Annotated in this window: 19 protein-coding genes; 13 read left to right on the top strand and 6 right to left on the bottom strand. The window is 72.0% G+C overall.

Annotated features, from left to right (window positions below; translation table 11 throughout):
- Positions 1-2: 2 nt before the first annotated feature.
- Positions 3-770 carry a glycosyltransferase family 2 protein gene (locus tag Ade02nite_RS42480; RefSeq protein ID WP_239169448.1) on the bottom strand — a complete coding sequence of 256 codons (768 nt, stop codon included), beginning with the start codon at positions 768-770 and terminating at the stop codon, positions 3-5.
- A 49-nt stretch (positions 771-819) separates the two neighbouring features.
- A complete protein-coding gene (galE, locus tag Ade02nite_RS42475) occupies positions 820-1,977 on the bottom strand; it encodes a UDP-glucose 4-epimerase GalE (RefSeq protein WP_239169447.1) in 1,158 nt (385 codons plus the stop codon).
- Positions 1,978-2,199: 222 nt separating this feature from the next.
- On the opposite strand from galE, the gene Ade02nite_RS42470 reads away from it, so the two are divergent.
- Genes Ade02nite_RS42470 through Ade02nite_RS42435 form a run of 8 tightly spaced genes read left to right on the top strand, consistent with a single transcriptional unit; the run spans position 2,200 to position 11,822 of the window.
- Positions 2,200-3,432, top strand: a complete 1,233-nt coding sequence (locus Ade02nite_RS42470) for a glycosyltransferase family 2 protein (protein WP_203776458.1) — start codon at positions 2,200-2,202, stop codon at positions 3,430-3,432.
- Positions 3,429-4,730, top strand: a complete 1,302-nt coding sequence (locus Ade02nite_RS42465; RefSeq protein WP_203776456.1) for a polysaccharide biosynthesis protein — start codon at positions 3,429-3,431, stop codon at positions 4,728-4,730. The genes Ade02nite_RS42470 and Ade02nite_RS42465 overlap by 4 nt, the downstream gene beginning before the upstream one ends.
- Positions 4,727-5,086 (top strand): hypothetical protein, encoded by a 360-nt coding sequence (locus Ade02nite_RS42460; protein ID WP_203776455.1) that lies wholly within the window; start codon positions 4,727-4,729, stop codon positions 5,084-5,086. The genes Ade02nite_RS42465 and Ade02nite_RS42460 overlap by 4 nt, the downstream gene beginning before the upstream one ends.
- Positions 5,074-6,288, top strand: coding sequence for a glycosyltransferase family 2 protein (locus tag Ade02nite_RS42455; protein ID WP_203776453.1), 1,215 nt, complete (start codon positions 5,074-5,076; stop codon positions 6,286-6,288). The genes Ade02nite_RS42460 and Ade02nite_RS42455 overlap by 13 nt, the downstream gene beginning before the upstream one ends.
- Positions 6,285-8,144 carry a hypothetical protein gene (locus tag Ade02nite_RS42450; RefSeq protein ID WP_203776451.1) on the top strand — a complete coding sequence of 620 codons (1,860 nt, stop codon included), beginning with the start codon at positions 6,285-6,287 and terminating at the stop codon, positions 8,142-8,144. Before Ade02nite_RS42455 ends, Ade02nite_RS42450 begins: the two co-directional genes overlap by 4 nt.
- Positions 8,126-9,295 carry a glycosyltransferase family 4 protein gene (locus tag Ade02nite_RS42445; RefSeq protein WP_203776449.1) on the top strand — a complete coding sequence of 390 codons (1,170 nt, stop codon included), beginning with the start codon at positions 8,126-8,128 and terminating at the stop codon, positions 9,293-9,295. Before Ade02nite_RS42450 ends, Ade02nite_RS42445 begins: the two co-directional genes overlap by 19 nt.
- On the top strand, positions 9,292-10,551 hold the full coding sequence (locus Ade02nite_RS42440) for a polysaccharide biosynthesis protein (protein ID WP_203776447.1): 1,260 nt from the start codon (positions 9,292-9,294) through the stop codon (positions 10,549-10,551). Before Ade02nite_RS42445 ends, Ade02nite_RS42440 begins: the two co-directional genes overlap by 4 nt.
- Positions 10,548-11,822, top strand: a complete 1,275-nt coding sequence (locus Ade02nite_RS42435; protein ID WP_203776445.1) for a polysaccharide pyruvyl transferase family protein — start codon at positions 10,548-10,550, stop codon at positions 11,820-11,822. The genes Ade02nite_RS42440 and Ade02nite_RS42435 overlap by 4 nt, the downstream gene beginning before the upstream one ends.
- Here Ade02nite_RS42435 and Ade02nite_RS42430 read toward each other — a convergent pair.
- Together Ade02nite_RS42430 and Ade02nite_RS42425 are read right to left on the bottom strand one after the other, a co-directional pair.
- On the bottom strand, positions 11,802-13,097 hold the full coding sequence (locus Ade02nite_RS42430) for a glycoside hydrolase family 16 protein (protein WP_203776443.1): 1,296 nt from the start codon (positions 13,095-13,097) through the stop codon (positions 11,802-11,804). The genes Ade02nite_RS42435 and Ade02nite_RS42430 overlap by 21 nt on opposite strands.
- 3 nt (positions 13,098-13,100) lie before the next feature.
- On the bottom strand, positions 13,101-13,799 hold the full coding sequence (locus Ade02nite_RS42425) for a class I SAM-dependent methyltransferase (protein ID WP_203776440.1): 699 nt from the start codon (positions 13,797-13,799) through the stop codon (positions 13,101-13,103).
- 247 nt (positions 13,800-14,046) lie between these two features.
- On the opposite strand from Ade02nite_RS42425, the gene Ade02nite_RS42420 reads away from it, so the two are divergent.
- Genes Ade02nite_RS42420 through Ade02nite_RS42400 form a run of 5 tightly spaced genes read left to right on the top strand, consistent with a single transcriptional unit; the run spans position 14,047 to position 19,836 of the window.
- Positions 14,047-15,726: an ABC transporter substrate-binding protein gene (locus Ade02nite_RS42420; protein WP_379037516.1), complete on the top strand. Its 1,680-nt coding sequence runs from the start codon at positions 14,047-14,049 to the stop codon at positions 15,724-15,726.
- A gap of 56 nt (positions 15,727-15,782) precedes the next feature.
- A complete protein-coding gene (locus tag Ade02nite_RS42415) occupies positions 15,783-16,790 on the top strand; it encodes an ABC transporter permease (protein WP_203776438.1) in 1,008 nt (335 codons plus the stop codon).
- Positions 16,787-17,746 carry an ABC transporter permease gene (locus Ade02nite_RS42410; protein WP_203776436.1) on the top strand — a complete coding sequence of 320 codons (960 nt, stop codon included), beginning with the start codon at positions 16,787-16,789 and terminating at the stop codon, positions 17,744-17,746. The genes Ade02nite_RS42415 and Ade02nite_RS42410 overlap by 4 nt, the downstream gene beginning before the upstream one ends.
- Positions 17,747-17,752: 6 nt before the next feature.
- Positions 17,753-18,733, top strand: a complete 981-nt coding sequence (locus tag Ade02nite_RS42405; RefSeq protein ID WP_203776434.1) for an ABC transporter ATP-binding protein — start codon at positions 17,753-17,755, stop codon at positions 18,731-18,733.
- The gene (locus tag Ade02nite_RS42400; protein WP_203776432.1) at positions 18,730-19,836 is read left to right on the top strand and encodes an ABC transporter ATP-binding protein; all 1,107 of its coding nucleotides are present in this window, start codon (positions 18,730-18,732) and stop codon (positions 19,834-19,836) included. The genes Ade02nite_RS42405 and Ade02nite_RS42400 overlap by 4 nt, the downstream gene beginning before the upstream one ends.
- On the opposite strand, the gene Ade02nite_RS42395 is transcribed toward Ade02nite_RS42400, so the two are convergent.
- Both Ade02nite_RS42395 and Ade02nite_RS42390 read right to left on the bottom strand, forming a co-directional pair.
- Positions 19,837-20,205: a tachylectin-related carbohydrate-binding protein gene (locus tag Ade02nite_RS42395; RefSeq protein WP_203776431.1), complete on the bottom strand. Its 369-nt coding sequence runs from the start codon at positions 20,203-20,205 to the stop codon at positions 19,837-19,839.
- A 526-nt stretch (positions 20,206-20,731) separates the two neighbouring features.
- Positions 20,732-21,646 carry a helix-turn-helix domain-containing protein gene (locus Ade02nite_RS42390; protein WP_203776428.1) on the bottom strand — a complete coding sequence of 305 codons (915 nt, stop codon included), beginning with the start codon at positions 21,644-21,646 and terminating at the stop codon, positions 20,732-20,734.
- Positions 21,647-21,837 lie beyond the last annotated feature (191 nt).

Here is a 21,837-nt window from a genome sequence, read left to right as displayed (position 1 = left end):
GGTCACGACCCGGCGGCGCGCGGCGCGCTCACCGCGTACGGCGAAGGGGTGGACCGGCCGGAGCGGCGATATTCCCGGGCGATCGTGCGCAGCACGCGCATGCCGTCCTTGACAGCGCTGAGATTGCTCGAGCCGTGCAGCCGGAGGTGCTCGAAGCTGGGCACCTCGGCGACCCGCAGGTTGGCTCGCGCCGCCCGCAGGTTGAGGATGGTCTCGATCTCGAAGCCGTCACCCCAGAGACGCCCGTCGCCGGGCGGCCGGGGTGTGGTCACGTCGAGGTCGAAGACGGGCAGGCAGCGCGTCCAGAAGGCGTTGTAGCCATAGCACAGGTCGGTGTAGCGGGTGCCGAACAGCGTGTTGACGAGCAGGTTGAAGCCCTTGTTGCCCAGGTTGCGCGAGGGGGTGATGTCGGCGCTGCCCGCGCTGGCCATGAAGCGGGAGCCCTTGGCGAAGTCGGCGCCGTTGACCAGCGCCGCGACGAACCGCGGGATCTCGGCCGGATCGGTCGAACCGTCGGCATCGATCATGACGATGATATCGGACGTCGCGACGGCGAACCCGCACGCGAGTGCGTTTCCCTTTCCTTTGCGGTTCTGCCGCACGACTTTGATGTCGGGGCGAAGGCGTCTCGCGACCGCGACGGTGTCGTCGACCGAACCGCCGTCCACCAGGACGACCTCGTCCACTTGAGGCATCCGGGCGAAGACGTGCGGCAGATTGAGCGCCTCGTTGAGCGCCGGGACAATAACCGTGACACTGGGGCTGGGCACAGGATTTCTCCAAGCTCTTGACCGGGGGAAGGGGGGAACGAGAAAGACGCTAAATCAATTCCGGCGCCCGGCACAGGGGCCGTTGGTCGCCGCTCTTCACCGCGATCGGTTTAATTCTTTCGGGTAGGCGCCGTGCCGGCCGCCGGCTCCACCGGATGGCGGACCTGATTCCGTCGGTGAGCGTCATCGACGGACGCCAATTCAAAAAATGACCGGCTTTCGCAATGGAGGCGTACGCGCCCGCGACGTCACCGGGCCGCCGCGGCGCCTCGACGACCGGCACGCGCCGGCCCACCTCGGCCTCGTACGCGGTGATGATCTCGCGAACGGTCACGCCGGCGCCGGTGCCCAGGTTGATCGCCTCGAAGCCCCGGGGCAGCACCCGGTCGAAACGCCGCAGGGCGGCGACGTGGCCCCGGGCGAGGTCCCACACGTGCACGTAGTCGCGCAGCCCGGTGCCGTCGCGGGTCGGGTAGTCGACGCCGGTGATGACGAACGGCTCCCCCGACGTGTCCGACCTGATGAGGCGCCCCAGCGCGTGCGACGGCCGGGTCGCGCACGGCCCGCTGCGCAGGCGCGGGTCGGCGCCGATGGGATTGAAATAGCGCAGCGACATCGCCCGCATGCCGGTGACCGCGCACATGTCCCGCAGGACGTCCTCCACCATCGCCTTGGTGCGGGCGTACGGGCTGCACGGCGCGATCGGGCCGGCCTCGTCGATCTCGCCGCGGGTGGCGCCGCCGTAGATCGCGGCGGACGAGCTGAAGATCAGCCGCCGGCAGCCGTTGCGCAGCACGCCCTCGACCAGCGCGGCGCTCTTCAGCACGTTCTCCCGGTAGTAGGCGAGCGGATCGGCATACGATTCCGCGACCACCACCAGAGCCGCGCAATGCACGACGGCGAAGATGTCGGGATGGTCGCGGAAAATCTTGTCCAGCAGTGCCCGGTCCGCGATGTCACCGCGATAGAAACGGCGATGACGTACGAATTGCAGGTCGCCCGAAGCGAGATTGTCCAATACGACCGGAGCAATGCCCGCATCGGCACAAGCGGAGGCGACCGTGCTGCCGATGTATCCGGCACCGCCGGTTATCAGAACTTTCACGGTGGTCCTCGATCCTGAGGAAGAAATGCACGGTGAACCTACAACCACACCGCGCTTGGCGTCATCACACGTGCGAGCGCGCTGTATACGAGCCGCCCTCACCTCCTTTCGGCACGGGCCTTCGCAACGCCCACGAACGTGGGCGTTGCGACCCTTTCGGGTTAAGCGGATCGGCGTTCAAACATGCCCTTGGCCGCATTCCGTGCGCCCGTCCGTCGCCGGGATCGGCCGTTCCAGCCGCTGCTTTCCGGACCCGGCGTGCGTGACAGTGGGAAGACGCCGCAATCCGGCGAAAACCCCCTGGTCCGACGGAGGAGCCCCGCCATGCCGAATCCCGGCGCGCTCGCCTTCACCCCGGTGCGCATGGTCGATGTCGAGCTCACCGAGCCGCTTCGCCCGCCGCCCGGTGACGGCCCGTTCCACCTGCTGCTTCGCCGCGACGGCGTGCCGTGCGCGACCGTGCGGGCCGGCGCGGCGGGACGGCCGATGGCCGCCCGGGAGTTCCGCGAGGCCCTGACCCGGGCCACCACGGGGCTGCTCCCGGCCGGGCTCCTCGGCGCGGACGGGCTGCTGCCGGCCGGCGGCATAGTCGCCGCGCCGCCGGCCGATCCCGGGAGCCGCCCGTCCATCAGCGTCGTCGTGACCACCTGCGAACCCTCACCCGGCCTGATCCGCACGCTCGCCGGCCTGCGCGAGCAGACCTCTCCCCCGCTCGAGGTCATCGTCGTGGACAACCGCCCGGCGACGTCGGGTGTGGCGGCCTTCCTGCGGCGGAACGCGGTCGACGGCGTACGCCTGGTCGAGGAGCCGGCGGCCGGCCTGTCCCGGGCCCGCAACCGGGGGCTGGCGATCGCGCGGGGCGAGCTGGTCGCCTTCACCGACGACGACGTCGACGTCGACCGCCGCTGGGTCGAGGCGATCACCGGGCCGTTCCGCGACGACTCGGTCGCCTGCGTCACCGGCCTCGTGCTGCCGCTGGAGCTGCAGACTCAGGCCCAGTTGTGGTTCGAGCAGTTCGGCGGCTTCGCCAAGGGCTTCCAGCGGCGGCGCTTCGACCTCGTCGAGCATCGCGGCCCGGGCCGGCTCTACCCCTACGCGGCGGGGGTCTTCGGCACGGGCGCGAACGCGGCCTTCCGCACCGCCACGCTGCGCTCCGTCGGCGGCTTCGACGAGCGGCTGGGCGCCGGTACGCCGGCCCGCGGCGGCGAGGACCTGGACATCTACCTGACCGTCGTACGGTCGGGCTGGGCACTCGTCTACGAGCCGGCCGCGCTGATCCGGCACCGGCACCACCGCGAGCTCGGCGAGCTGCGCGCGCAGATCACCGACTACGGCGTCGGCCTCGCCGCGATGGTCACCAAGCGCTGCGTGGTCAGCCGCGAGGAGCGCTGGGACATCGCGCGACGGCTCGGCGCGGGCGCGCTGCACCTGCTGCACCCGCGCAGCGCGAAGAACCGCGCCAAGGGCCCCGGCTATCCCCGCGACCTCACCCGCGCGGAGCTGCGGGGCATCCTGGCCGGGCCGTTCGCCTATTGGAAGAGCCGCCGGGCCGCATGAGCACAGCGGTTCTCCCCACCGGCGCCGGCCTGGCCAACGTGCGCCGCAGCGCGCTCGCCGCGGGCGTCACGTCCGGCGCGAACGCCGTGCTCGGGGTCGCCTTCTGGGCGGTCGCCTCGCGTGGCTACGACCCGGCCGAGGTCGGCACGGGCGCGCTGCTGATTCTCGTGGTGCAGACCATCGCGGCGGCCACCGACCTCAACCTCAACATCGGCCTGCCCCGGCTGCTGCCGCAGCTGGGTGCGCGCCGCGGCCGGGTGGTCGCGCTGTCCTACCTGGCGATCACCACCCTCGGCGCGGCCGGCGGTGTCGTCGCCGTCCTCGTGCTGCCGGCGTTCTCGGCCGACCTGCGCGCCGTGCTCGCCGACTGGCGGCTCGCCGCCTCCATGATCACCGCCGTCGCGCTGTGGGGCGTCTTCGCCCTCCAGGACAACGTGCTCATCGCCGTGCGCCGGTCGAGCTGGGCGCCGGTCAGCAACATCGCCTTCGGCGCCGCGAAGGTCGCCGCCGTGGCCGCCCTGGCCGCCGCGGACGTTCCCGGCGGTGTCCTGCTCGCCTGGGTGCTGCCGCTGCCGCTGGTGGTGCTGCTGGTCAGCCTCGGCCCGATCCGCTCGGGACTGCGGCACTATCTCGGCGGCGCGGAGCTGCGGCTGGGCGGCGTGGCGCCGACCCGGGCGGCGCTCACCTCGTTCCTGGCCTTCGACTACGCCGCGCTGCTGCTCCAGCAAGCCGCCGCCGTGCTCATGCCGATCGTCGTCCTCACCCGGCTCGGCGCCGAGCCGAACGCCTGGTTCACCATCGCCTTCACCGCGGCCGTCGCCGCCGAGTCGGTGCTCGTCGCCACGGCCGGCGCGCTGACCAGCGAGGCGGCGGCGGCCCCGCACCGGGCCCGCGAGCTCGCCGCGCCGACCATCAGGCGGGTCGCCGTGCTGCTCGGCGCCGGCGTCCCGGCCGGTTGGCTGGCCGCCCCGCCGCTGCTGGCCGTCTTCGGCGCCGGCTACGCCGCCCATGCGACGACGGCGCTGCGGGCGATGGCCGTCGCCGCGGTGCCGATGGCGATCCTCGTGCTGCGCACCGGACTGTGGCGGATCGAGGGCCGGTCCCGGCCGATCCTCCTCACCCACGCCGCCGTCCTGGCACTGCTGGGCGCGCTGGTCGTGCCGGCGGCCGACCGGTGGTCGGTCGGCGGCGTGGCGTGGGCGTGGTGCGCCGCGATGGCGATCCCCGCGGTTCTTCTCCTCCCGGCCCTGGTGCGGGCCGGGTTCCACCCCTCGAACGACGAAGGACGGTCCCGATGAGCTCGCGTGTCCGGCTGCGACTGCACGTCGCGCTGCTCGCCCTGCTGGCCGGCACCACCGTGCTGGTCGCCGCGGACATAGCCGCCCCGGCGCGGACCGCGGCAGCCCTGCTCACCCTGCTGGTGGTGCCCGGCGGCGCCGTCCTCGCCCGGGTCCGGGTGAGCGGCTGGCCCGAATGGCTGGGGCTGGCCGTCGCGGTCAGCCTCGCCGGCCAGACCGCGGCGGCGCTGGCCATGGTGTGGACGCGCTGGTGGCATCCGCCGGTGCTCGCCACGGCCGTCGCCGTCCTCTCGGCCGCACTGCTCACGATCGACGTTCTCGACAAGCGCAAGGAGGCCCGCACTTGCCGCGCCTGATCCTGGAAACCGACGGCCCGGTCTGGTGCGGGCGGCTCGACCGGTCGGCCCCGGCGCCGATGCGTGCCGGCGCCTCCCCGGACGGCCGCCCCTACCGCAGGGCCAAACTGCTGGTGCTGGACGGCCGTCAGCCGGTGTGCTTCGTCGATGTCCCCGTGTCCGGCGGTGTGGTCGACGTCGATCTCGCCCTGGCCCGCGCGGCCGGCGCCCAGGCCGCCGACACCGTGCCGGCGCGCGAGGACGCCGCCGAGGTCAGTGTCGTCGTCTGCACCCGCGACCGCCCGGAGGAGCTGCGCACCTGCCTCGACGGACTGTCGCGGTTGCGGCCGGCGCCGCTGGAGATCGTGGTGGTCGACAACGCGCCGGCCGACGACCGTACGAGGCAGGTCGTCGAGTCCTTCGCCGCCCTGTTGCCCCACGTCCGGTACGTCCGCGAACCACGATCGGGGTTGTCGGCAGCCCGCAACGCCGGCCTGGCGGCGGCGGTGGGCGGCATCGTCGCGTTCACCGACGACGACGTCCGCGTCGATCCGTTCTGGGTCGACGGGCTGCTGCGCGGCTTCGCCCGCCGCCCCGACGTGGTCTGCGTGACCGGGCTCGTCGCCACCGACCGCCTCGACCACGCCGCCGAGCAGTACTTCGACTCCCGCGTCTCCTGGTCCAGCAGCTGCACGCCCCGGCTGTTCGACCTCGACAGCGCGGCGTCGCCGCTGTTCCCGTACGCGGCCGGGACGTTCGGCACCGGCGCCAACGTCGCCTTCCGCGCGGCGTTCCTGCACCGGATCGGCGGTTTCGACGAGTCGCTGGGCGCGGGCAGCCTGACCCGCGGTGGCGAGGACCTCGACGCGTTCGTCAAGGTCCTGCACACCCGGGGTGCGCTGGCCTACGAGCCGGCGGCGCTGGTCTGGCATCGGCACCGCGACGACCTCGGCGCGCTGCGGAAGCAGATGTTCGGCTACGGCACCGGGCTGACCGGCTTCCTGACCAAATACCTGCTGCAGCCCTCCACCACCGTCGACCTGCTGCGCCGCGTCCCCGGCGGGCTGCTCCACATGCGCCGGCAGCTTCGCCGGCCCGCCGCGGCGAGCCACCGGCCACCACCGTGGGAGCTGCGGGTCGCGGAGCTCGCCGGCCTGGTCTACGGCCCGGTCGCCTACCTGCGCTCCCGGCGCGCCGTGCGCCGCCGGCGGTGGGCCGTATGACCGCGTTCGCTCTCGCGTCGCCGCGCCGGGGCGCCGAGGAGCCGGCCGGCGCCGCACCGGTCCGGCCGCTCGGGCTCGCCCTGCGCTGGCTGCCGCTGGCCGGTGCGCCGGTCGCCCTGCTCGCGGTCCGTGGCCTCGACGTCGACGACCTCGGCGACTACGGCCTGCCGCCGGAGCTCCCGCTCGCCTGGTACGTGGCGCTCGCCGTGCTGACCGCCGGGGCCGGCGTCACCCTGGCCGGCCGCGAGTTCGACCGGCGCCGCTCGGCCGCCTACCTCACCGGGCTGGTCGCCGTGCTCTACGGCACGGTCCTCGTCGCCGCCGACGTGCCGCGCTATCCCTGGGTGTACAAGCACATCGGGGTGACGCGCTACATCGACCTGCACGGCTCGGTCGACTGGTCGATCGACATCTACCACCGGTGGCCGGGCTTCTTCAGCCTCGGCGCCTACGCGTCGTGGCTGGGCGGCACGCCCGACCCGACCGCCTGGGTGGGCTGGGCCGAGCCCGTCCTCTGTCTCCTGAACGCCCTCCTCGTGGTGTCGACGGTCGGGGCCATCACCGGACGGGCCCGCGCGGGCTGGGGCGCGGCGACCATCTTCGTGGCCGCGAACTGGGTGGGACAGACCTACTACGCGCCCCAGGCGTTCGGCTTCCTGCTGACCCTGGCCGTGTACGCCGTGCTGCTGCGCCATCTGCGAAGGCCCTCGCTGAGCCGGCCCGGGGGTGTCGCCGAGAGCCTGGCCATCCGCGCCGTCGGCGGCTCGGTCGAGGAGACCCAGCTCATGCCGCGGCCCCAGCCGGTGTGGCGGCCCGCCTACGCGATCACGCTGGTGCTGTTCCTGTTCGCTGTCATCGTCGCCAGCCACCAGTTGACCCCCTACATGACCGTCTTCGGCGTCGGCGCGCTCGTCGTGCTCGGCGGCGTGCGGGTGTGGTGGCTGCCGATCGCGATGCTCGCCATCGCCCTCGGCTATCTCGGGATCCACCTCGACTACATCAACGACAACTTCGGCGTCTTCTCGAGCATCGACCCGTTCTCGAACATGCAGCATTCGACGCTGTACGACTTCGCGCCGGTCGCGGGAAAGGTGTTCAACGACTACGCCGGCTACGCGCTGACCGGTCTGCTGGCCGTGCTCAGCGTCCTGGGCGCGGTCACCATGTTGCGCCGGCGGCTCGCCCGGCAGGCCATGTTGCTGCTCTTCCTGGCGGCCGCACCCTGCGTGCTGATCTTCGGGCAGAACTACGGCGGCGAGGCCACGCTGCGGGTGCTGCTCTTCTCGATCCCGTGGGCCGGCGGTCTCGCGTTCGCCGCGCTCGACCCCTGGCTCGCCGGCGGCACCCGGCGGCGGCTGCGCCTGGTCCTGCGTCAGCCGGTCGTCCTCCTGCTTCTCGTCGCCCTGTTCGTGCCCTCCTTCTACGGCAAGGACGAGCTCAACATCGTCGGCACCGACGAGGTCGACGCGGCGAACTGGTTCTATGCGACGACCCCGCCCGGCAGCGTGCTGATGATGTGCGGGCCGGGCTTCCCGGTGCGTGTCGGGGCCACCTACAACCAGTACCGCGGGCCCAAGACGGACGACGATCCGAACCTGTTGCGCACGGACGTGCTGCGCGATCGCCCGCTCGGCTCCCGGCAGGACGTCGACATCGTGGTCAGCCTCATCCGTCAGTACTCGCGGAGCGGCTACCTGGTCTTCGCGCGGTCGTCGATCCGCTACGCCCACGTCTATCAGCTCGTGCCCGACGGCGAGCTGCGCAACCTCGAACGGGCGGTGGCCCGGTCGGGCCGGTTCACGCTGGCCTACCGCAACGACAGCGTCCGGATCTATCGATGGGAAGCGTCATCATGAGCGTCTGCCGGGTTCTCGTCGTCGAGTACGGTGCCGGCCTGTGGGGAGCACAGCGCTACCTCCTCCGCCTGCGCCCGCTCCTCCGCCGGCACGGCGTCGAGCTGATCCTCGCCGCCTCCCGCACCAGCGCGATCGCCGAGGCGTGGCGGGCGGACGGCGGCCGCTGGCTGCCGCTGCCGGACCCGGGCGAGCGGGGCGTCCGCGGCCCGGACGGCCGCCTGTCGGCCCGGCACGTGCTGGCCGAGGCGGGGCGGACGTGGCGGTCGGCCGTCACGCTGGCCCGGGCCGCCCGGGCCTGCGATGCCGACGTCATCCACGGCAACAGCCATTGGACACACCTGGAGGTCGCCCTGGCCGGCCTGCTGGGCCGGCGCCGCACCGCCTTGCACCTGCACGAGGAGAACGAGCCGGACCTCCTCGGGCGGGTGCGCGGCGTCGCCGTGCTGCTCGCCGGGCAGACGGTCGCGGTGAGCGAGGCCGTCGCCCGGTCGTTGCCCCGCTGGGCGCGCCGCCGGGTGACCGTGGTCCGCAACGGCGTCGACACCCGGGCGATCCGGCCGGCCGAGACGCCGGCGGCGGCCCGGGCCCAGCTGACCGGCGACCCGTCGGCTCCGCTCGTGCTCACCATGAGCCGCCTCGATCCCCGCAAGGGCGTCGACCGGGTCATCCGGGCGGTGGCGACGCTGCCGGACGTGCGGCTCGCCATCGCCGGCGCCCCCGCGCTCGACCCGGCCAACGGCGACCGCCTCCGCAAGCTCGGCGACGAGCTGCTGGGCGACCGGGTGCGATTCCTCGGCGAGCGGCAGGACGTCGCCGAGCTGCTGCACGCGGCCGACGTCCTGGTCCTGGCCAGCCGGCAGGAGGGGCTTCCGCTGAGCATCCTGGAGGCACAGGCGGCGGGCACTCCGGTGGTGGCCTGTCCGACGGCCGGCATCCCCGAGGTCATCACCCACGAGATGACCGGCCTGCTGGCCGACGCCGACGACCTGGACGATCTCGCCGGCTCCATCGACCGGATGGCCCGCGACGCCGAGCTGCGCCGCAGGATCAGCGCCCGGGCTCGCGCGCGGGTGGAGCGCGACGGCGACATCCGGGGTCAGGCACGCCGGATCGCCGAGCTCACCCTGCGCCTGGCCGGAAGGCCCGCGTGAGCGCCCTCGCCGCCGAGGCGCCGGCCGCGGCGGACCAGCGCCGCCATCTCTACCGCAACGGCGTCGCCCTGTCCGCGAACGCGCTGCTGTCGGCCGCCCTCGGCTGGGGGTTCTGGGTGCTGCTGGCCCGGCGTTCCGACCCCGCCACGGTCGGGGCGGCAAGCGCGACGGTGGCCGCGCTGACCGGGTTGTCGGCGGTGGCGCAGCTCGGTCTCGGTGGTCTGCTCGTGGTCTTCCTGCCGCGCAGCGGGCCGTCCGCGGCGCGGCTGGTGCGCGCGGCCTTCGCCGTCGGCGTGCTCACCAGCCTCGCTCTCGGCGTCGCGTACACCCTGGTCGCCGGGGTGATCGCGCCGGAGCTCGGGTTCCGCACCGTCGCCGGGGCCGCCGCCTTCGCGGCCGGTGTCGCGGTCTGGTCGCTGTTCGCGTTGCAGGACAACGCGTACACCGGGCTGCGGGAGGCCGTCTGGGTCCCGCTGGAGAACACGGTCTACGGCGCGGCGAAACTGGCCGCGGTCGCCTTCGCCGGCACGCTGTCGGTCGGCGCGGTCGTGGCCGCCTGGACGCTTCCCGCGGCGCTCCTCGTCCTGCCGATGTCGGGTGTGCTGTTCGCCCGCCTGCTGCCGCGGCACATGCGGCGCCATCGCCGCGCCGCCGACTTCACGGGATGGCGCGGCTATCTCGCCCGCGACTCGGTCAGCCTGCTGCTCGGGCAGCTCGCCACCGCGACCATGCCGGTGCTGGCCGTGGCACAGCTCGGCGCCGGGCCCGCCGCCGTCTTCGGCGTCACCTGGATGCTCGCCCAGGCACTCGACCTGCTGACCGTGAACATGGGCATGTCGCTCATCGTGGAGGGCGCGCACGCCCGGGGCCGGCTGCGGCACCTGCATGTGAGCCTGCGCCGGCGGGTCCTTCCCGCGGTCGCCGGCGCCGCCCTGCTCCTCGCCCTGGCCTCGCCGTTCGTCCTCGGCATCTTCGGCGCCGACTACGCGCGCGAGGGCCCCCTGGTGCTCGGCCTGCTGCTGGCCGGGGTCGTGGTCCGGGCCTACACCGTGCTCGAGATCAGCGCCGCACGCGGCCGCCGCGACGCCGGCACGGTGCTCGTCCTGCAGTGCGTGGCGGCGGCCGTCGTGCCGGCGCTCGCCTGGCTCCTCGCCGGGACGGCCGGCGTCGCCGGCGCCGGCGCCGCCTATCTGATCGGCCAGGTCGCGGTGGCGGCCTGCGCCTTACTCCTATCGATGAGAAGGCCGACAGCATGACAATCGTCTGCGCCAACCACTGGCACGACGACAACAAGGGCGACAGCGCCATCTCCGCCGGCATCCTCCGGCTCGTCCGGCGGCACCGGCCCGCCGCCCCGGTGCGGATGGTGAGCATGCACGAGGCACACCAGACCCGGTTCGCCGGCTCCGGCCGGCACCTGGCGGCGTCGGCCTCCGGCGAGGGCCCCGTGCCGCTGGAGGGCGCGTGGTGCCCCACCGAGCTCGGGTCGGCGAGGAGCGGCCCGGCCGCCCTGCGGGCGGCACGGTGGCTGATCCGGCTGATCCCCAGCGTGGCCGAGGTGCTCACCGGCAGGATGCGGGCCCGCACGAGGCGGCGTCTGGAGGGCGCCGGTGCCCTCGTCCTCGTCGGCGGCAGCAACATCTACGACAACCCCGACGTCCTCCCCGTGCTCAGCTACGCCCGGCTCTTCACCGTGCTCTATCCGGCCTGGGCGGCGGGACGGCTGGGCATCCCCGTGATCCTGGCGGGGCACACGCTCGGGCCGTTCCCCCGCCGCCTCGGCCTGCGCATCGCCGCGACGATGCTCCGTGGCGTCCGGCATTGCGCCCTGCGGGAGAGCACCTCGATCCCGGAGGCCCGGCGTCTCGGCCTCCGCGACGTCGTCGTGGCGCCGGACATGGCGTTCGCGACACCGGCCGACCGGTCGGCCCGCGTCCGGTCGGCCCTGGGCGACGCGGGCGAGCGCACGATGGCCATCGTTCCCCGCCGGCACCCGCACGCCGGGCCCGCCGCCGACGAGGCGATCCTGGACGAGTTCGCCCGGCTGGCGCGCGACGCCGTGCGCCGGGGTCTCGTCGATCGGGTGCTGGTGGTCGCCCAGTGTCACGGCCCGACCCCGATCGAGGACGACCGCGCGATCGCGCACCGGCTGGCTGCGCGCATCGGCGGCGACGCGGTGACGGTCGTGGACGATGACCTGACGCCGGGCGAGCTCACCGCCCTCTACGGCGGGTGCGCCCTGGTGGTGGCGGTGCGGTTGCACGCCGCCATCCTCGCGCTCAGCCAGGGCACGCCGGCGTTCGCGATCGCCTACATGACACGCAAGACGGAAGGCGTCATGGCTCAGGCCGGCCTGCCCGGCGCGTGGTCGGGATACGCGGAGTTCCGCGCCGAGAAGGTCCTCGATCAGGCGGCCACGCTGATGGCGCCGGAGACGAGGGCCGCGCTCGGCACGCGCGGAGCCGAGTGGCAGGCGGCGCTCGACCGGGTCGCCGACGCCTGGGAGTCACCCCAGCCAGCGCACTGAGCCGACCTCCATGGCCTGCGGAAACACCGTCGCGGCCGGGGGACGGCCCGGCCACCGGCCGCCGACGGCCAGGCTCAGCAGCAGGAAGGCCGGCTTCTCGAACACCCAGCGGCCGGCCGGCATGTCGGCACTCTCCATCACCCCGTGGACGACGCCGTCGACCGACCACTGGAGCACGCCCGGCCACCAGTCCAGCGTGTAGGTGTGGAACCCACCGGCCGGCCCGCCCGGCGGCCAGGCGGTCCAGCCGTGAGCCCAGCCCTGGCGCGTTCCGTCCGGGCCGTGGACGGTGCCGTGCACCCGATCCGGTTCGGCCGCGCCGAGCGACTCGACCAGATCCACCTCGCCGCACTGTGGCCAGCCCACCCGTTCGATGTCCGCGCCGAGCGTCCAGAACGCCGGGAGCAGCCCGGCGCCGGCGGGCATCCGGATGAGACCCTCGATCCGGCCGTACGTCCCCTCGTACGTGCTGCGCAGGCGCGCCGACGTGAAGCGGCCGCCGTGCTCGCGGCGTGCGGTCAGCGCGAGCCGGCCGGTGCCGGTCAGCGCGGCGTTGGCCGTGCCGGCCGTGTAGTCCTGCAACTCGTCGTTGCCCCACCCGGTGGCGCCGGTCTGCGCCCGCCATCGGCCGCCGGGCGGCGTCCCGGCCGCGCCGTCGAACTCGTCGGCCCACTTCACCGCGAGCGGGCGCTCGTCCCGCAGCGCCGATGTCGCGGTCACCGCCACGACGTCGGCACCGGCGACCCGGAACCGCAGAGCGAGCGCCGGCGTGCGGGCCAGGAACATCGCGCGCCGCGGGGAGCCGCCCTGGTCGACGAAGCGCAGCGTGCGCACCGGATCCGCGCCGGCCTCGACGCGCAGGGTCCGCGTCCTGGTGGAGCCGGGTGCCGGTGCCGTCGCGACGGTGATCGCGTAGGTGCCGGGCCGGGGCACCGCGAGGGTGTAGTGCGGCGTACCGGTCCGCGCGTATCGATATTGGGCGGCCGCGCCGGCGTCGGCGAGGCGAGTGCTGCCACCGCTCGCGATCTCGGTGTCGGGCCTCCACACGGCACCCCAGCGACCGGTGACCTCCGCCGGGGCTGCCGACCATCGCCGGGTCCAGGCCGCGGCGGGTGCGCCGCCCGGCGAGCCGAACGCCGGCGACGGCGACGTCCGCGCGCCGCCCTGCGCTCCCATGAGGCCGCCGACGAGGGGAATCGCCAGGGCGACGGCCATCGCCGACCCGGCCAGGGCCAGGCGCCACCGGCACCGGCCGGGGCTGTTCGGAGCACGCATGCCTCAGGTGGCCGCCACGACCGCGCACGCGACGATCGGGAAGGCGTCGTCCTGCCGGTCGAGCCATGGAGGCGGGACCTCCTCGGTCGCCACCCCGAGCATGTACGCGGCGGCGAGGAACGCATTGCCGAAACCCTCGACCGTCCCGCCGAGCCCCGCCTCGCCCAGCACCTGCCGCAGGCCCGCCGGGGTCCACCGGAGCCGGTCGGCGTCCGGCGCCTCCGGATCGATCCGGCCCAGGCACGGCACCGTGACGATCGCGTGGCCGCCCGGGCGCAGGCTCCGCGCCACGTTGCGCAGGGCGTCGGCCGGGCGCGTGTACTGCAGGACCTGGGTGAGGATCACACAGTCGTACGCGGCCTCGGGAAGCGATCCGGCGACGTTCAGGTCCGCCGTCAGGTCGGCCTCGGTGTTGTCCGGGTCGACGTCCAGCACGGTCACGCCGCTGGGCTGCCCGAACCGCCCCGCGTACAGCGCCGACCGCACCTCGAGCACGGCGCCGGTGATCCGGTCGGCGTGCGCGGCGACGAACCGCTCGATGAAGTGCCGGTCGATCGGCAGCCCGCGATCCCAGCCGTACATCGTGCTGAAGGGCGCGAGGTCGGCGATGTTGCCCCATTGGACGCGCCGCCCGGGCAGGGTCCGGTTCAGCTGTCGCACGGCCTGCCGGGCGGCCGAGCGAACCGGGGACGGAATGTGCACATGACGAGTGTCGTGGGTGACGCGGCACCGGCGAATCCCCCGCCGGCGATTTCACGCTCCAGCGGTCGGCCGATCCGGCGACCGCATCCGAGTCGGCCGCCGCATCGGCGCTCGCCTGCTCCGCGCCGGCGAAGGACACGATCCGATTACCAATTAACAAATCGATCATCGTCAGTGGTTAGGGTCTCGCCAACGGTGACCAGCCCGTCACCGCGTTTGCCCGTACCCACAGGACGAGGTGAATACGATGCGTGCATCGGGGATGCAGGCACAGAGGCGCCGGACGGCCATCGCCGCCGGTGTCGTTGCGGCGCTGGCGATCGGTGTGGCCGGCTGCGCGGAGAGCGACCGGGACAGCGGCGGCGACGAGGACAAGGCCGCCGCCGGTGGCACCTTCATCTTCGCGGGCGCCGGTGATCCGAAGAACTTCGACCCGATCTTCAACGACGACGGTGAGTCGTTCCGGCCGATCCGGCAGATGTACGACACCCTCGTCACCCACATGCCCGGCACCGCCGAGCTGACAGGTGGCCTGGCGGAGAGCTGGTCCAACGACCCGACCGGCAAGGTGTGGACGTTCAAGCTGCGCCAGGGCGTCAAGTTCCACGACGGCTCGGCGCTGGACGCCGCGGCGGTCTGCGCGAACTTCGACCGCTGGTACACCATGAAGGGCGAGGCCGCCCAGTCCCAGATGATCTACTACGCCGACGTGTTCGGCGGGTTCGCGGGCAGCCCGGACGCCGTCTACGACAACTGCAAGGCGCAGGACGCCACCACGGCCGTCGTGACGATGAAGAAGTACAAGGGTGCCTTCCCGGGCGCGTTCGCGCTGACCGCGTTCTCGATCGCCAGCCCGACCGCGATCAAGCAGTACGACGGCAACAAGGTGACCCAGAACGGCGACTCGTTCGCGTACAGCGCGTTCGCCACCGAGCACCCGACCGGCACCGGCGCGTTCACGTACGGCGGCTGGAACAAGGCGACCGGCGAGATCACGCTGAACAGGAACCCCGACTACTGGGGCGAGAAGGCCAAGGTCGACAAGATGATCATCAAGATCATCAAGGACGAGAACACCCGCAAGCAGGAGCTGCGCGCCGGCGCGGTGCACGCGATCGACTTCCCGGCCCCGGCCGACCGCAAGGCGCTGGCCGCCGAGGGCTACAAGGTGCTCGACCGGCCCGCCTTCAACATCCTCTACCTGGGCATCAACCAGAAGAACCCGAAGCTGCGCGACCTGCGGGTGCGCCAGGCGATCGCGTACGCGCTCAACCGTGCCCAGCTGGTGCAGACCAAGGGCCCGGGCGGCTCGACGGTGGCCGACCAGTTCATGCCGAACACGGTGCTCGGCTACGCCCCGGACGTGCAGAAATACGAGTACAACGTGGACAAGGCCAAGCAGCTGCTCGCCGACGCGGGCGCGACCGGCCTGACGCTCAACTTCTACTACCCGACCGAGGTGTCCCGGCCGTACATGCCGAACCCGCAGGAGATCTTCACCGTTCTCGCGAACGACCTCCAGGCGGCCGGCATCAAGATCAACGGGGTGCCGCGGCCGTGGAACGGCGGCTTCAAGGACGACGTGCAGCAGTTCGGCAAGCAGGACCTGCACATCCTCGGCTGGACCGGCGACTACAACGACCCGGGCAACTTCGCCGGCACGTTCTTCGGCCGCGAGAAGGAGGAGTTCGGCGACGGGGCGATGACCGACATGTTCACCGCGATCGGCAAGGCCGACGCGACCGTCGACCAGGCCGCCAAGAAGGCCGCGTGGGAGCAGGTCAACCGCGACCTGGCCGCCAAGTGGCTGCCGGCCGTCCCGATCTGGCACGGCCCGCCCGCGCTGGCCACCGCCAAGAACGTCGAGGGCCTGGTGCCGAGCCCGCTCACCGCGGAGGAGTTCAACACCGTCTCGATCACCAAGTAGGCCGTGCGGCCCGGACCGGCGACGGTCCGGGCCGTCCGACCCGAAATCGGAGAACGATGCTGAGAGTCGTCTCGCGCCGCCTGGTCCAGCTGGCCATCACCCTGTTCGCCCTGATGACCTTGGTCTTCTTCTGGCTGCGCAGCCTCCCCGGCGGGCCCGTCGACGCGCTGCTGGGCGAGCGCGCGACCCCGCAGACCCGTGAGCTTCTGACCAAGGCCCTCGGCTACGACCAGCCGATCTGGGTCCAGTACGGCCGCTTCCTCAAGAACGTGCTGACCGGCAACTTCGGGAACTCCATCCGCACCGGCGAGCCGGTGATCGACGTGATCAGCCGGTCCTTCCCGGCGACCGCCGAGCTGGCCATCGCCGCGATCATCCTCGCGGTCGGCCTGGGCGTCCCGCTGGGATACGTCGCGGCCCGCCACCGCGGCCGGGTGCTCGACAACGCCACCATCATCGTCACGCTGATCGGCATCTCCGTCCCGATCTTCTTCCTCGGCTACCTGCTCAAGGGCTGGCTGACCCAGGGGGTCCATCTCTTCCCGCCGTCCGGCCGGATCACCACCGGCCTGGACAACACCGAGGTGACCGGCTTCTTCGTCCTGGACGGGCTGCTGACCCGGGAGTTCGACGCCTCCGCCGACGCGCTCTGGCATCTGGTGCTGCCCGCCGTCACCCTGGCGACGATCCCGCTGGCGATCATCATCCGGATCACCCGGGCCAGCGTGCTCGACGTCCTGGACGAGGACTACATCCGTACGGCGGACGCCAAGGGCCTGCGCAACCCGACCGTCCGCCGGCGGCACGTGCTGCGCAACGCGCTGCTGCCGGTGGTCACCATCATCGGCCTCCAGACCGGCGCGCTGCTGGCCGGCGCGGTGCTGACCGAGAAGGTCTACAACTGGGGCGGGCTGGGCACGCTCATCACCGACTCGATCAGCGGCAGCCGCGACTACCCCGTGCTCCAGGCGCTGATCCTGCTCGCCGCGGTCGTATTCATCCTGGTCAACCTGGTGGTCGACCTCTCGTACGCGGTCATCGACCCGAGGGTGCGTGTGCGATGACCCGGCCCGGAGGACTCTCGACGCTCGCCGAGCACAAGCGCCGCCGCATCGACGAGCTCACCGCGCGCACGGCACAGGCCGGCGGGGTCAGCCTGATCCGCGACGCCGGCCGCCGCCTGCTGCGCAACCCCACCGCCATCGTCGGCGCCACGATCATCCTGCTGTTCCTGGTCATCGCGATCTTCGCGCCGCTGGTCGCGCCGCACGACCCGGTGCAGCGGTTCCCGGAGCTCACCCAGGACCTGACCGTCGACCACATCCCGGGGCCCACCGCCGGGCATCCGCTGGGCAGCGACCCGCTCGGCCGCGACTTCGCCTCCCGGATGGTCTACGGCGCCCGGCAGACGCTCTTCGTCGGCGTCCTGGCCACGATGATCGGCCTGCTGATCGGCGTGCTGCTCGGCGCGATCGCCGGCGCGGTCGGCGGCTGGGTGGACGTCCTGATCATGCGGTTCACCGACGTCATGCTGGCCCTGCCGAGCCTGCTGCTGGCGATCACGCTGGTCGCCCTGGCCCGCGAGTCCACCCAGTGGACGGTCATCATGGCGGTGGCGATCGTGAACGTGCCGATCTTCGCCCGGCTGCTGCGAGGGTCGATGCTGGCCCAGCGGGAGAGCGATCACGTGCTCGCCGCCCGCGCGCTGGGCGTGAAGCGGCGCGACGTCGTGACCCGGCACATGCTGCCGAACTCGCTGACCGCGGTCATCGTGCAGGCCACCCTGACCTTCGCGGTGGCGATCCTGGACGCCGCCGCGCTGTCGTTCCTCGGGCTCGGCGACCCGGACATCAACCGGGCCGAGTGGGGCCTGATGCTCGGCGTGGACGGCGTGCGCTATTTCGAGGTCCGCCCGGAGCTGGCCTACTTCCCGGCCCTGGCGATCATCCTGGTCGCCCTCGGCTTCACGCTGCTGGGCGAGAGCATGCGCGAGGCGCTCGACCCGAAGAACAGGCGGTGACCCGGCATGCCCCTGCTCGACGTACGTGATCTCTCGGTGGTGTTTCAGCAGGGCGGCAAGCCCTTCACCGCCGTGGACGGCGTCAGTTTCACCGTCGAGCCCGGCCAGGCGGTCGGGCTGGTCGGCGAGTCCGGCTGCGGCAAGTCCGTGACCAGCCTGGCGATCATGGGACTGCTCCCCCGGCGCGGCAACAAGGTCACCGGCGAGGTCCTCTTCGACGACACCGACCTGCTGCGGCTGCGCCCCCAGGACCTGCGGGACCGGCGCGGCCGGGACATCGGCATGATCTTCCAGGACCCGCTGTCGTCGCTGAACCCGGTGATCCCGCTCGGCCTGCAGGTGGCCGAGGTGCTCGAACGCCACCAGGGCAAGAAGCGGCAGGAGGCGCTGCGCGAGGCGCGCAAGCTGCTCGACGCGGTCGGCATCCCCGACCCGACGCGGCGGCTCAAGGAGTTCCCGCATCAGCTCTCCGGCGGCATGCGGCAGCGGGCGCTGATCGCCATCGCCCTGGCCTGCAAGCCGCGCCTGCTCATCGCCGACGAGCCGACGACCGCCCTGGACGTGACCATCCAGGCGCAGATCCTCACGCTGCTCAAGGAGCTGGTCGACGAGTCGGGCACCGCGCTCATCATGATCACTCATGACCTCGGGGTGGTGGCCGGGCTCTGCGACACGGTCAACGTGCTGTACGCCGGCAAGGTGGTCGAGCGGGCCGCACGCCACGAGCTGTTCGCGGCCGCGCGGCATCCGTACACCCATGGGCTTTTGCAGTCAGTGCCCCGGCTGGACGCCGGCCGCGGCGGGCGCCTGCACCAGATCCGCGGCTCGGTCAACGACAACATCCCGTGGCCGGACGGCTGCGCCTTCGCCCCGCGCTGCGACCGCGTGATCGACGCCTGCATCGGCGAGACCGTGCCCCTCGAGCCCACCTTCCGCGGCGGCGCGCTGCGGTGCACCAACCCCGTACCCCAGGAGGTGCCGGCGTGAACGACACCCTGGTCGAGCTCGACGACCTCAAGGTCCACTTCCCGATCAAAAGCGGACTGCTCTTCGACCGTACGATCGGCTGGGTCTACGCCGTCGACGGCGTGTCGCTCACGATCAGACGCGGCGAGACGTACGGCCTCGTCGGCGAGTCCGGCTGCGGCAAGTCGACGCTGGGCCGCGGCCTGCTGCGGCTGGTCGAGCCGACCAGCGGCCGGATCACCTTCGACGGCACGGACGTGCGCGCGCTCGAAGGCGAGCAGATGCGCCGGTTCCGGCGGCGCATGCAGATGGTGTTCCAGGACCCGATGTCGAGCCTGGACCCGCGCCAGTCGGTCGAGTCGCTGCTCGTCGAGGGCCTCAAGGCGCACGGCCTGCACAAGGACAAGGCCGCGATGCGGACGAGGCTGCGCTCCACCCTCGACGCGGTCGGCCTGCCGGCGTCGGCGCTCAACCGCTACCCGCACGAGTTCTCCGGCGGCCAGCGGCAGCGGATCGGCATCGCCCGGGCCCTGGTGCTCGGCCCCGAGCTGATCGTGGCCGACGAGCCGGTCTCCGCGCTGGACGTGTCGATCCAGGCCCAGGTGGTCAACCTGCTCGGCGACCTCCAGGACTCGCTCGGGCTGACCTACCTGGTCATCGCGCACGACCTCGCGGTGGTCCGGCACATCTCCGACACCATCGGCGTGATGTACCTGGGCGCGCTGGTCGAGGAGGCTCAGGCCGATCAGCTGTACGAGCGCCCGCTGCACCCGTACACCCGGGCCCTGCTCTCGGCCGTGCCCATCCCCGACCCGTACGTGGAGGACCAGCGCGAGCGGATCCTGCTCGCCGGCGACCTGCCGTCCCCCGCCAACCCGCCGACCGGCTGCCGGTTCCGCACGCGCTGCCCGTGGTCGCAGGAGCGCTGCGCCGAGCAACGCCCGGAGCTGCGCGTCTTCGACGACTCGGGCCAGCGCGTCGCCTGCCACTTCGCCGAGGAGATCCTCCGCGGCGAGCTGCGCCCGCACGAGGTCCGCGCCGAGATCGTCCGCCCGGGCTCGGAGGCAGCCCCCGGCGTGGGCGCCGAGCTGATCCAGACCCGAACGGACGTGCCGGCGCCGTAGTCACGTCACCTCCACCCGCTCCCGATGATCTCGCCGCCGCCGGCGGGATCCCGCCGACCGAGAATCCATGTGCCGGTTCCGGCGCAGGTAGCCGTTCTTGTCGACCATGTACATGCGGCCCTCACCGGCGCTGAGCACGGGCTGGTACCCGTACGTCCCGCCGTTCCACCCGGAACCGACGATCGTGCCCGAGTTCGAGTCCCAGTCGGCCGACGAGCCCTTGTGCCCGGCCTGATACCGGTACCACCGCAGGGCGCCGCCCGCCTCGGCCGCCCACAGCACACCGTCGAACGCGGTCACGTACACGAAGTCCTGCCACCCCACGCCGATCATCAGGCCCCGCCGGCCGCGGCCGCGAGCAGCTCCCATCTCGTGTGTGTGTGTGTCGACATATGCTCACATCCCCGTGTTCGCACAGTTACAACATGTGCCGGACACGGTAACGCCGCCGCGGGCGTCCACAGCCTTGCTGTCAGCCGCCGGCCACGGACCTTGCAGGTGGTCGCCGTGCCGGAAACCGGTGATCGTCCGGTCGTGGCCGATGCCGGTGCTCAGGTCTTGTCGGCGGTCAGACCCCCGTGGGCGACCCGCCGACACTCTCCTCGCCGTGCCCGGTTCAGCAGTCTCCGCAGTCGAACTCGCCGGAGCGAATGCCGTCGATCAAGGCCTTCAGGCATCGACTCCGAAGTCAAGGGTGCCTCGGCCGGAGGCTTTGGAGTCGCGCACGTACACCCGATCGGAGGTGTTCGCGACGACGGCAGCGCATCTCGAATCTCGTCGAACATCTTCACTCCATCCGGTCAGGCCATGCCGGCGGGGTGCCACGATCAGCTCAGGCGACCTTTCGCCGAGGCGCTCGGCGTTGACATCTGCCCAGACTGCGGGCATTAGCAGGTCAGGCAGGGATGCCGAACCCGCCTTCGCGATATGTCCTCAGCACCGCATTGATCGCGTCAGCCGCTTTGTCAACCGGGGTTGCTTTGGTTTCCATGTCCTGGAAATACCGCAGGTACGGCTCGGTTCGTTCCGCATTCTCATAATAAAGGAGGCTTACTTCGGGATTTTCCAGGTAAAGCAGATTATCGTCCGAAGGCTCGTCGAACTCCAGCACCACGAACGGCCCACCCATTGCCCGGTAGGCGCCTGCTCTGAAGGGCATGAATTGCACCTTCACGTTGGGGTGCTTGATCACGTCGAGCATATCCTCCAGTTGGCGAATCATCACAGAAGAATGCAGGGTCCCGTGTCCCGACTCCGCGCCGATCCATCGCCAGAGCGCGGCTTCATCGATGATGAAGAAGGCCTCGGGGCCATCCGTTTGAAGGATCTGGTCCCGGCGAGCCAGCCGAGCGAAGACTCGCTGTTCGATGATCTGCCGTGAGACGTATTCCTCAGCGTATGCGGTAAGGATGGCGCGAGCGTAATCCTCCGTCTGCAGCGGGCCGGGGATGAGCTTCGGCTCGAATTGACGGATGATCCGCGCCGCTTCCTCGTTCTCGATGAACTCGGCGAACTCTTTCGACAAGGCCGGCCCGTAGGTGGCGGCGAGCGTGCTGGTCCGGCTGATGCGGGCCAGTTCGGCCAGCTGTGCCAGCTCCGTCTCGTCGGTCACGCCGTAATGGGCGAGCAGCGCCTTCAGATCTGTGGTTGAGATGCCGACCCGGCCGCCTTCGATCCGCATCAGTTTTGCCGTCGACCAGTCGAGGGCGTCCGCGACGTCGCGCTGAGTCTCCTGCGTCGCGGACCGCAGGGTGCGCAACTTGGAACGGATACGCCGGCGGCTGACTGCGGCGTTCCGCCTGCGTGCCATAATTAATCTCCTTCACGCCACCCTCCGTCATTGACCTCGGGCGCAAGCAAAAGACCACACCGCTTCTGGGTTATGTGAGCCGAGGATTGACCAGACCAGTTCTCCTATCCTACGGACCAAATCCATGTTTATGGCAAGCGCCGCCGATCCGAGTGACGAGGCCGCGCCACTTTGCTACTCCGTCCTAGGGT

The sequence above is a fragment of the Paractinoplanes deccanensis genome (assembly GCF_016862115.1).
Classification (GTDB): domain Bacteria; phylum Actinomycetota; class Actinomycetes; order Mycobacteriales; family Micromonosporaceae; genus Actinoplanes; species Actinoplanes deccanensis.
Note: the sequence above shows the minus strand (reverse complement) of the source record. Positions and strands in the feature narration are given on the sequence as shown.

Coding starts and splice junctions, on each gene's coding strand:
- Ade02nite_RS42460 (WP_203776455.1), top strand. CDS start 4,727: ATGAGCTCGCGTGTCCGGCTGCGACTGCACGTCGCGCTGCTCGCCCTG.
- Ade02nite_RS42390 (WP_203776428.1), bottom strand. CDS start 21,646: ATGGCACGCAGGCGGAACGCCGCAGTCAGCCGCCGGCGTATCCGTTCC.
- Ade02nite_RS42420 (WP_379037516.1), top strand. CDS start 14,047: ATGCGTGCATCGGGGATGCAGGCACAGAGGCGCCGGACGGCCATCGCC.
- Ade02nite_RS42405 (WP_203776434.1), top strand. CDS start 17,753: ATGCCCCTGCTCGACGTACGTGATCTCTCGGTGGTGTTTCAGCAGGGC.
- Ade02nite_RS42470 (WP_203776458.1), top strand. CDS start 2,200: ATGCCGAATCCCGGCGCGCTCGCCTTCACCCCGGTGCGCATGGTCGAT.
- Ade02nite_RS42395 (WP_203776431.1), bottom strand. CDS start 20,205: ATGGGAGCTGCTCGCGGCCGCGGCCGGCGGGGCCTGATGATCGGCGTG.
- Ade02nite_RS42435 (WP_203776445.1), top strand. CDS start 10,548: ATGACAATCGTCTGCGCCAACCACTGGCACGACGACAACAAGGGCGAC.
- Ade02nite_RS42430 (WP_203776443.1), bottom strand. CDS start 13,097: ATGCGTGCTCCGAACAGCCCCGGCCGGTGCCGGTGGCGCCTGGCCCTG.
- Ade02nite_RS42410 (WP_203776436.1), top strand. CDS start 16,787: ATGACCCGGCCCGGAGGACTCTCGACGCTCGCCGAGCACAAGCGCCGC.
- Ade02nite_RS42415 (WP_203776438.1), top strand. CDS start 15,783: ATGCTGAGAGTCGTCTCGCGCCGCCTGGTCCAGCTGGCCATCACCCTG.
- Ade02nite_RS42465 (WP_203776456.1), top strand. CDS start 3,429: ATGAGCACAGCGGTTCTCCCCACCGGCGCCGGCCTGGCCAACGTGCGC.
- Ade02nite_RS42450 (WP_203776451.1), top strand. CDS start 6,285: ATGACCGCGTTCGCTCTCGCGTCGCCGCGCCGGGGCGCCGAGGAGCCG.
- Ade02nite_RS42445 (WP_203776449.1), top strand. CDS start 8,126: ATGGGAAGCGTCATCATGAGCGTCTGCCGGGTTCTCGTCGTCGAGTAC.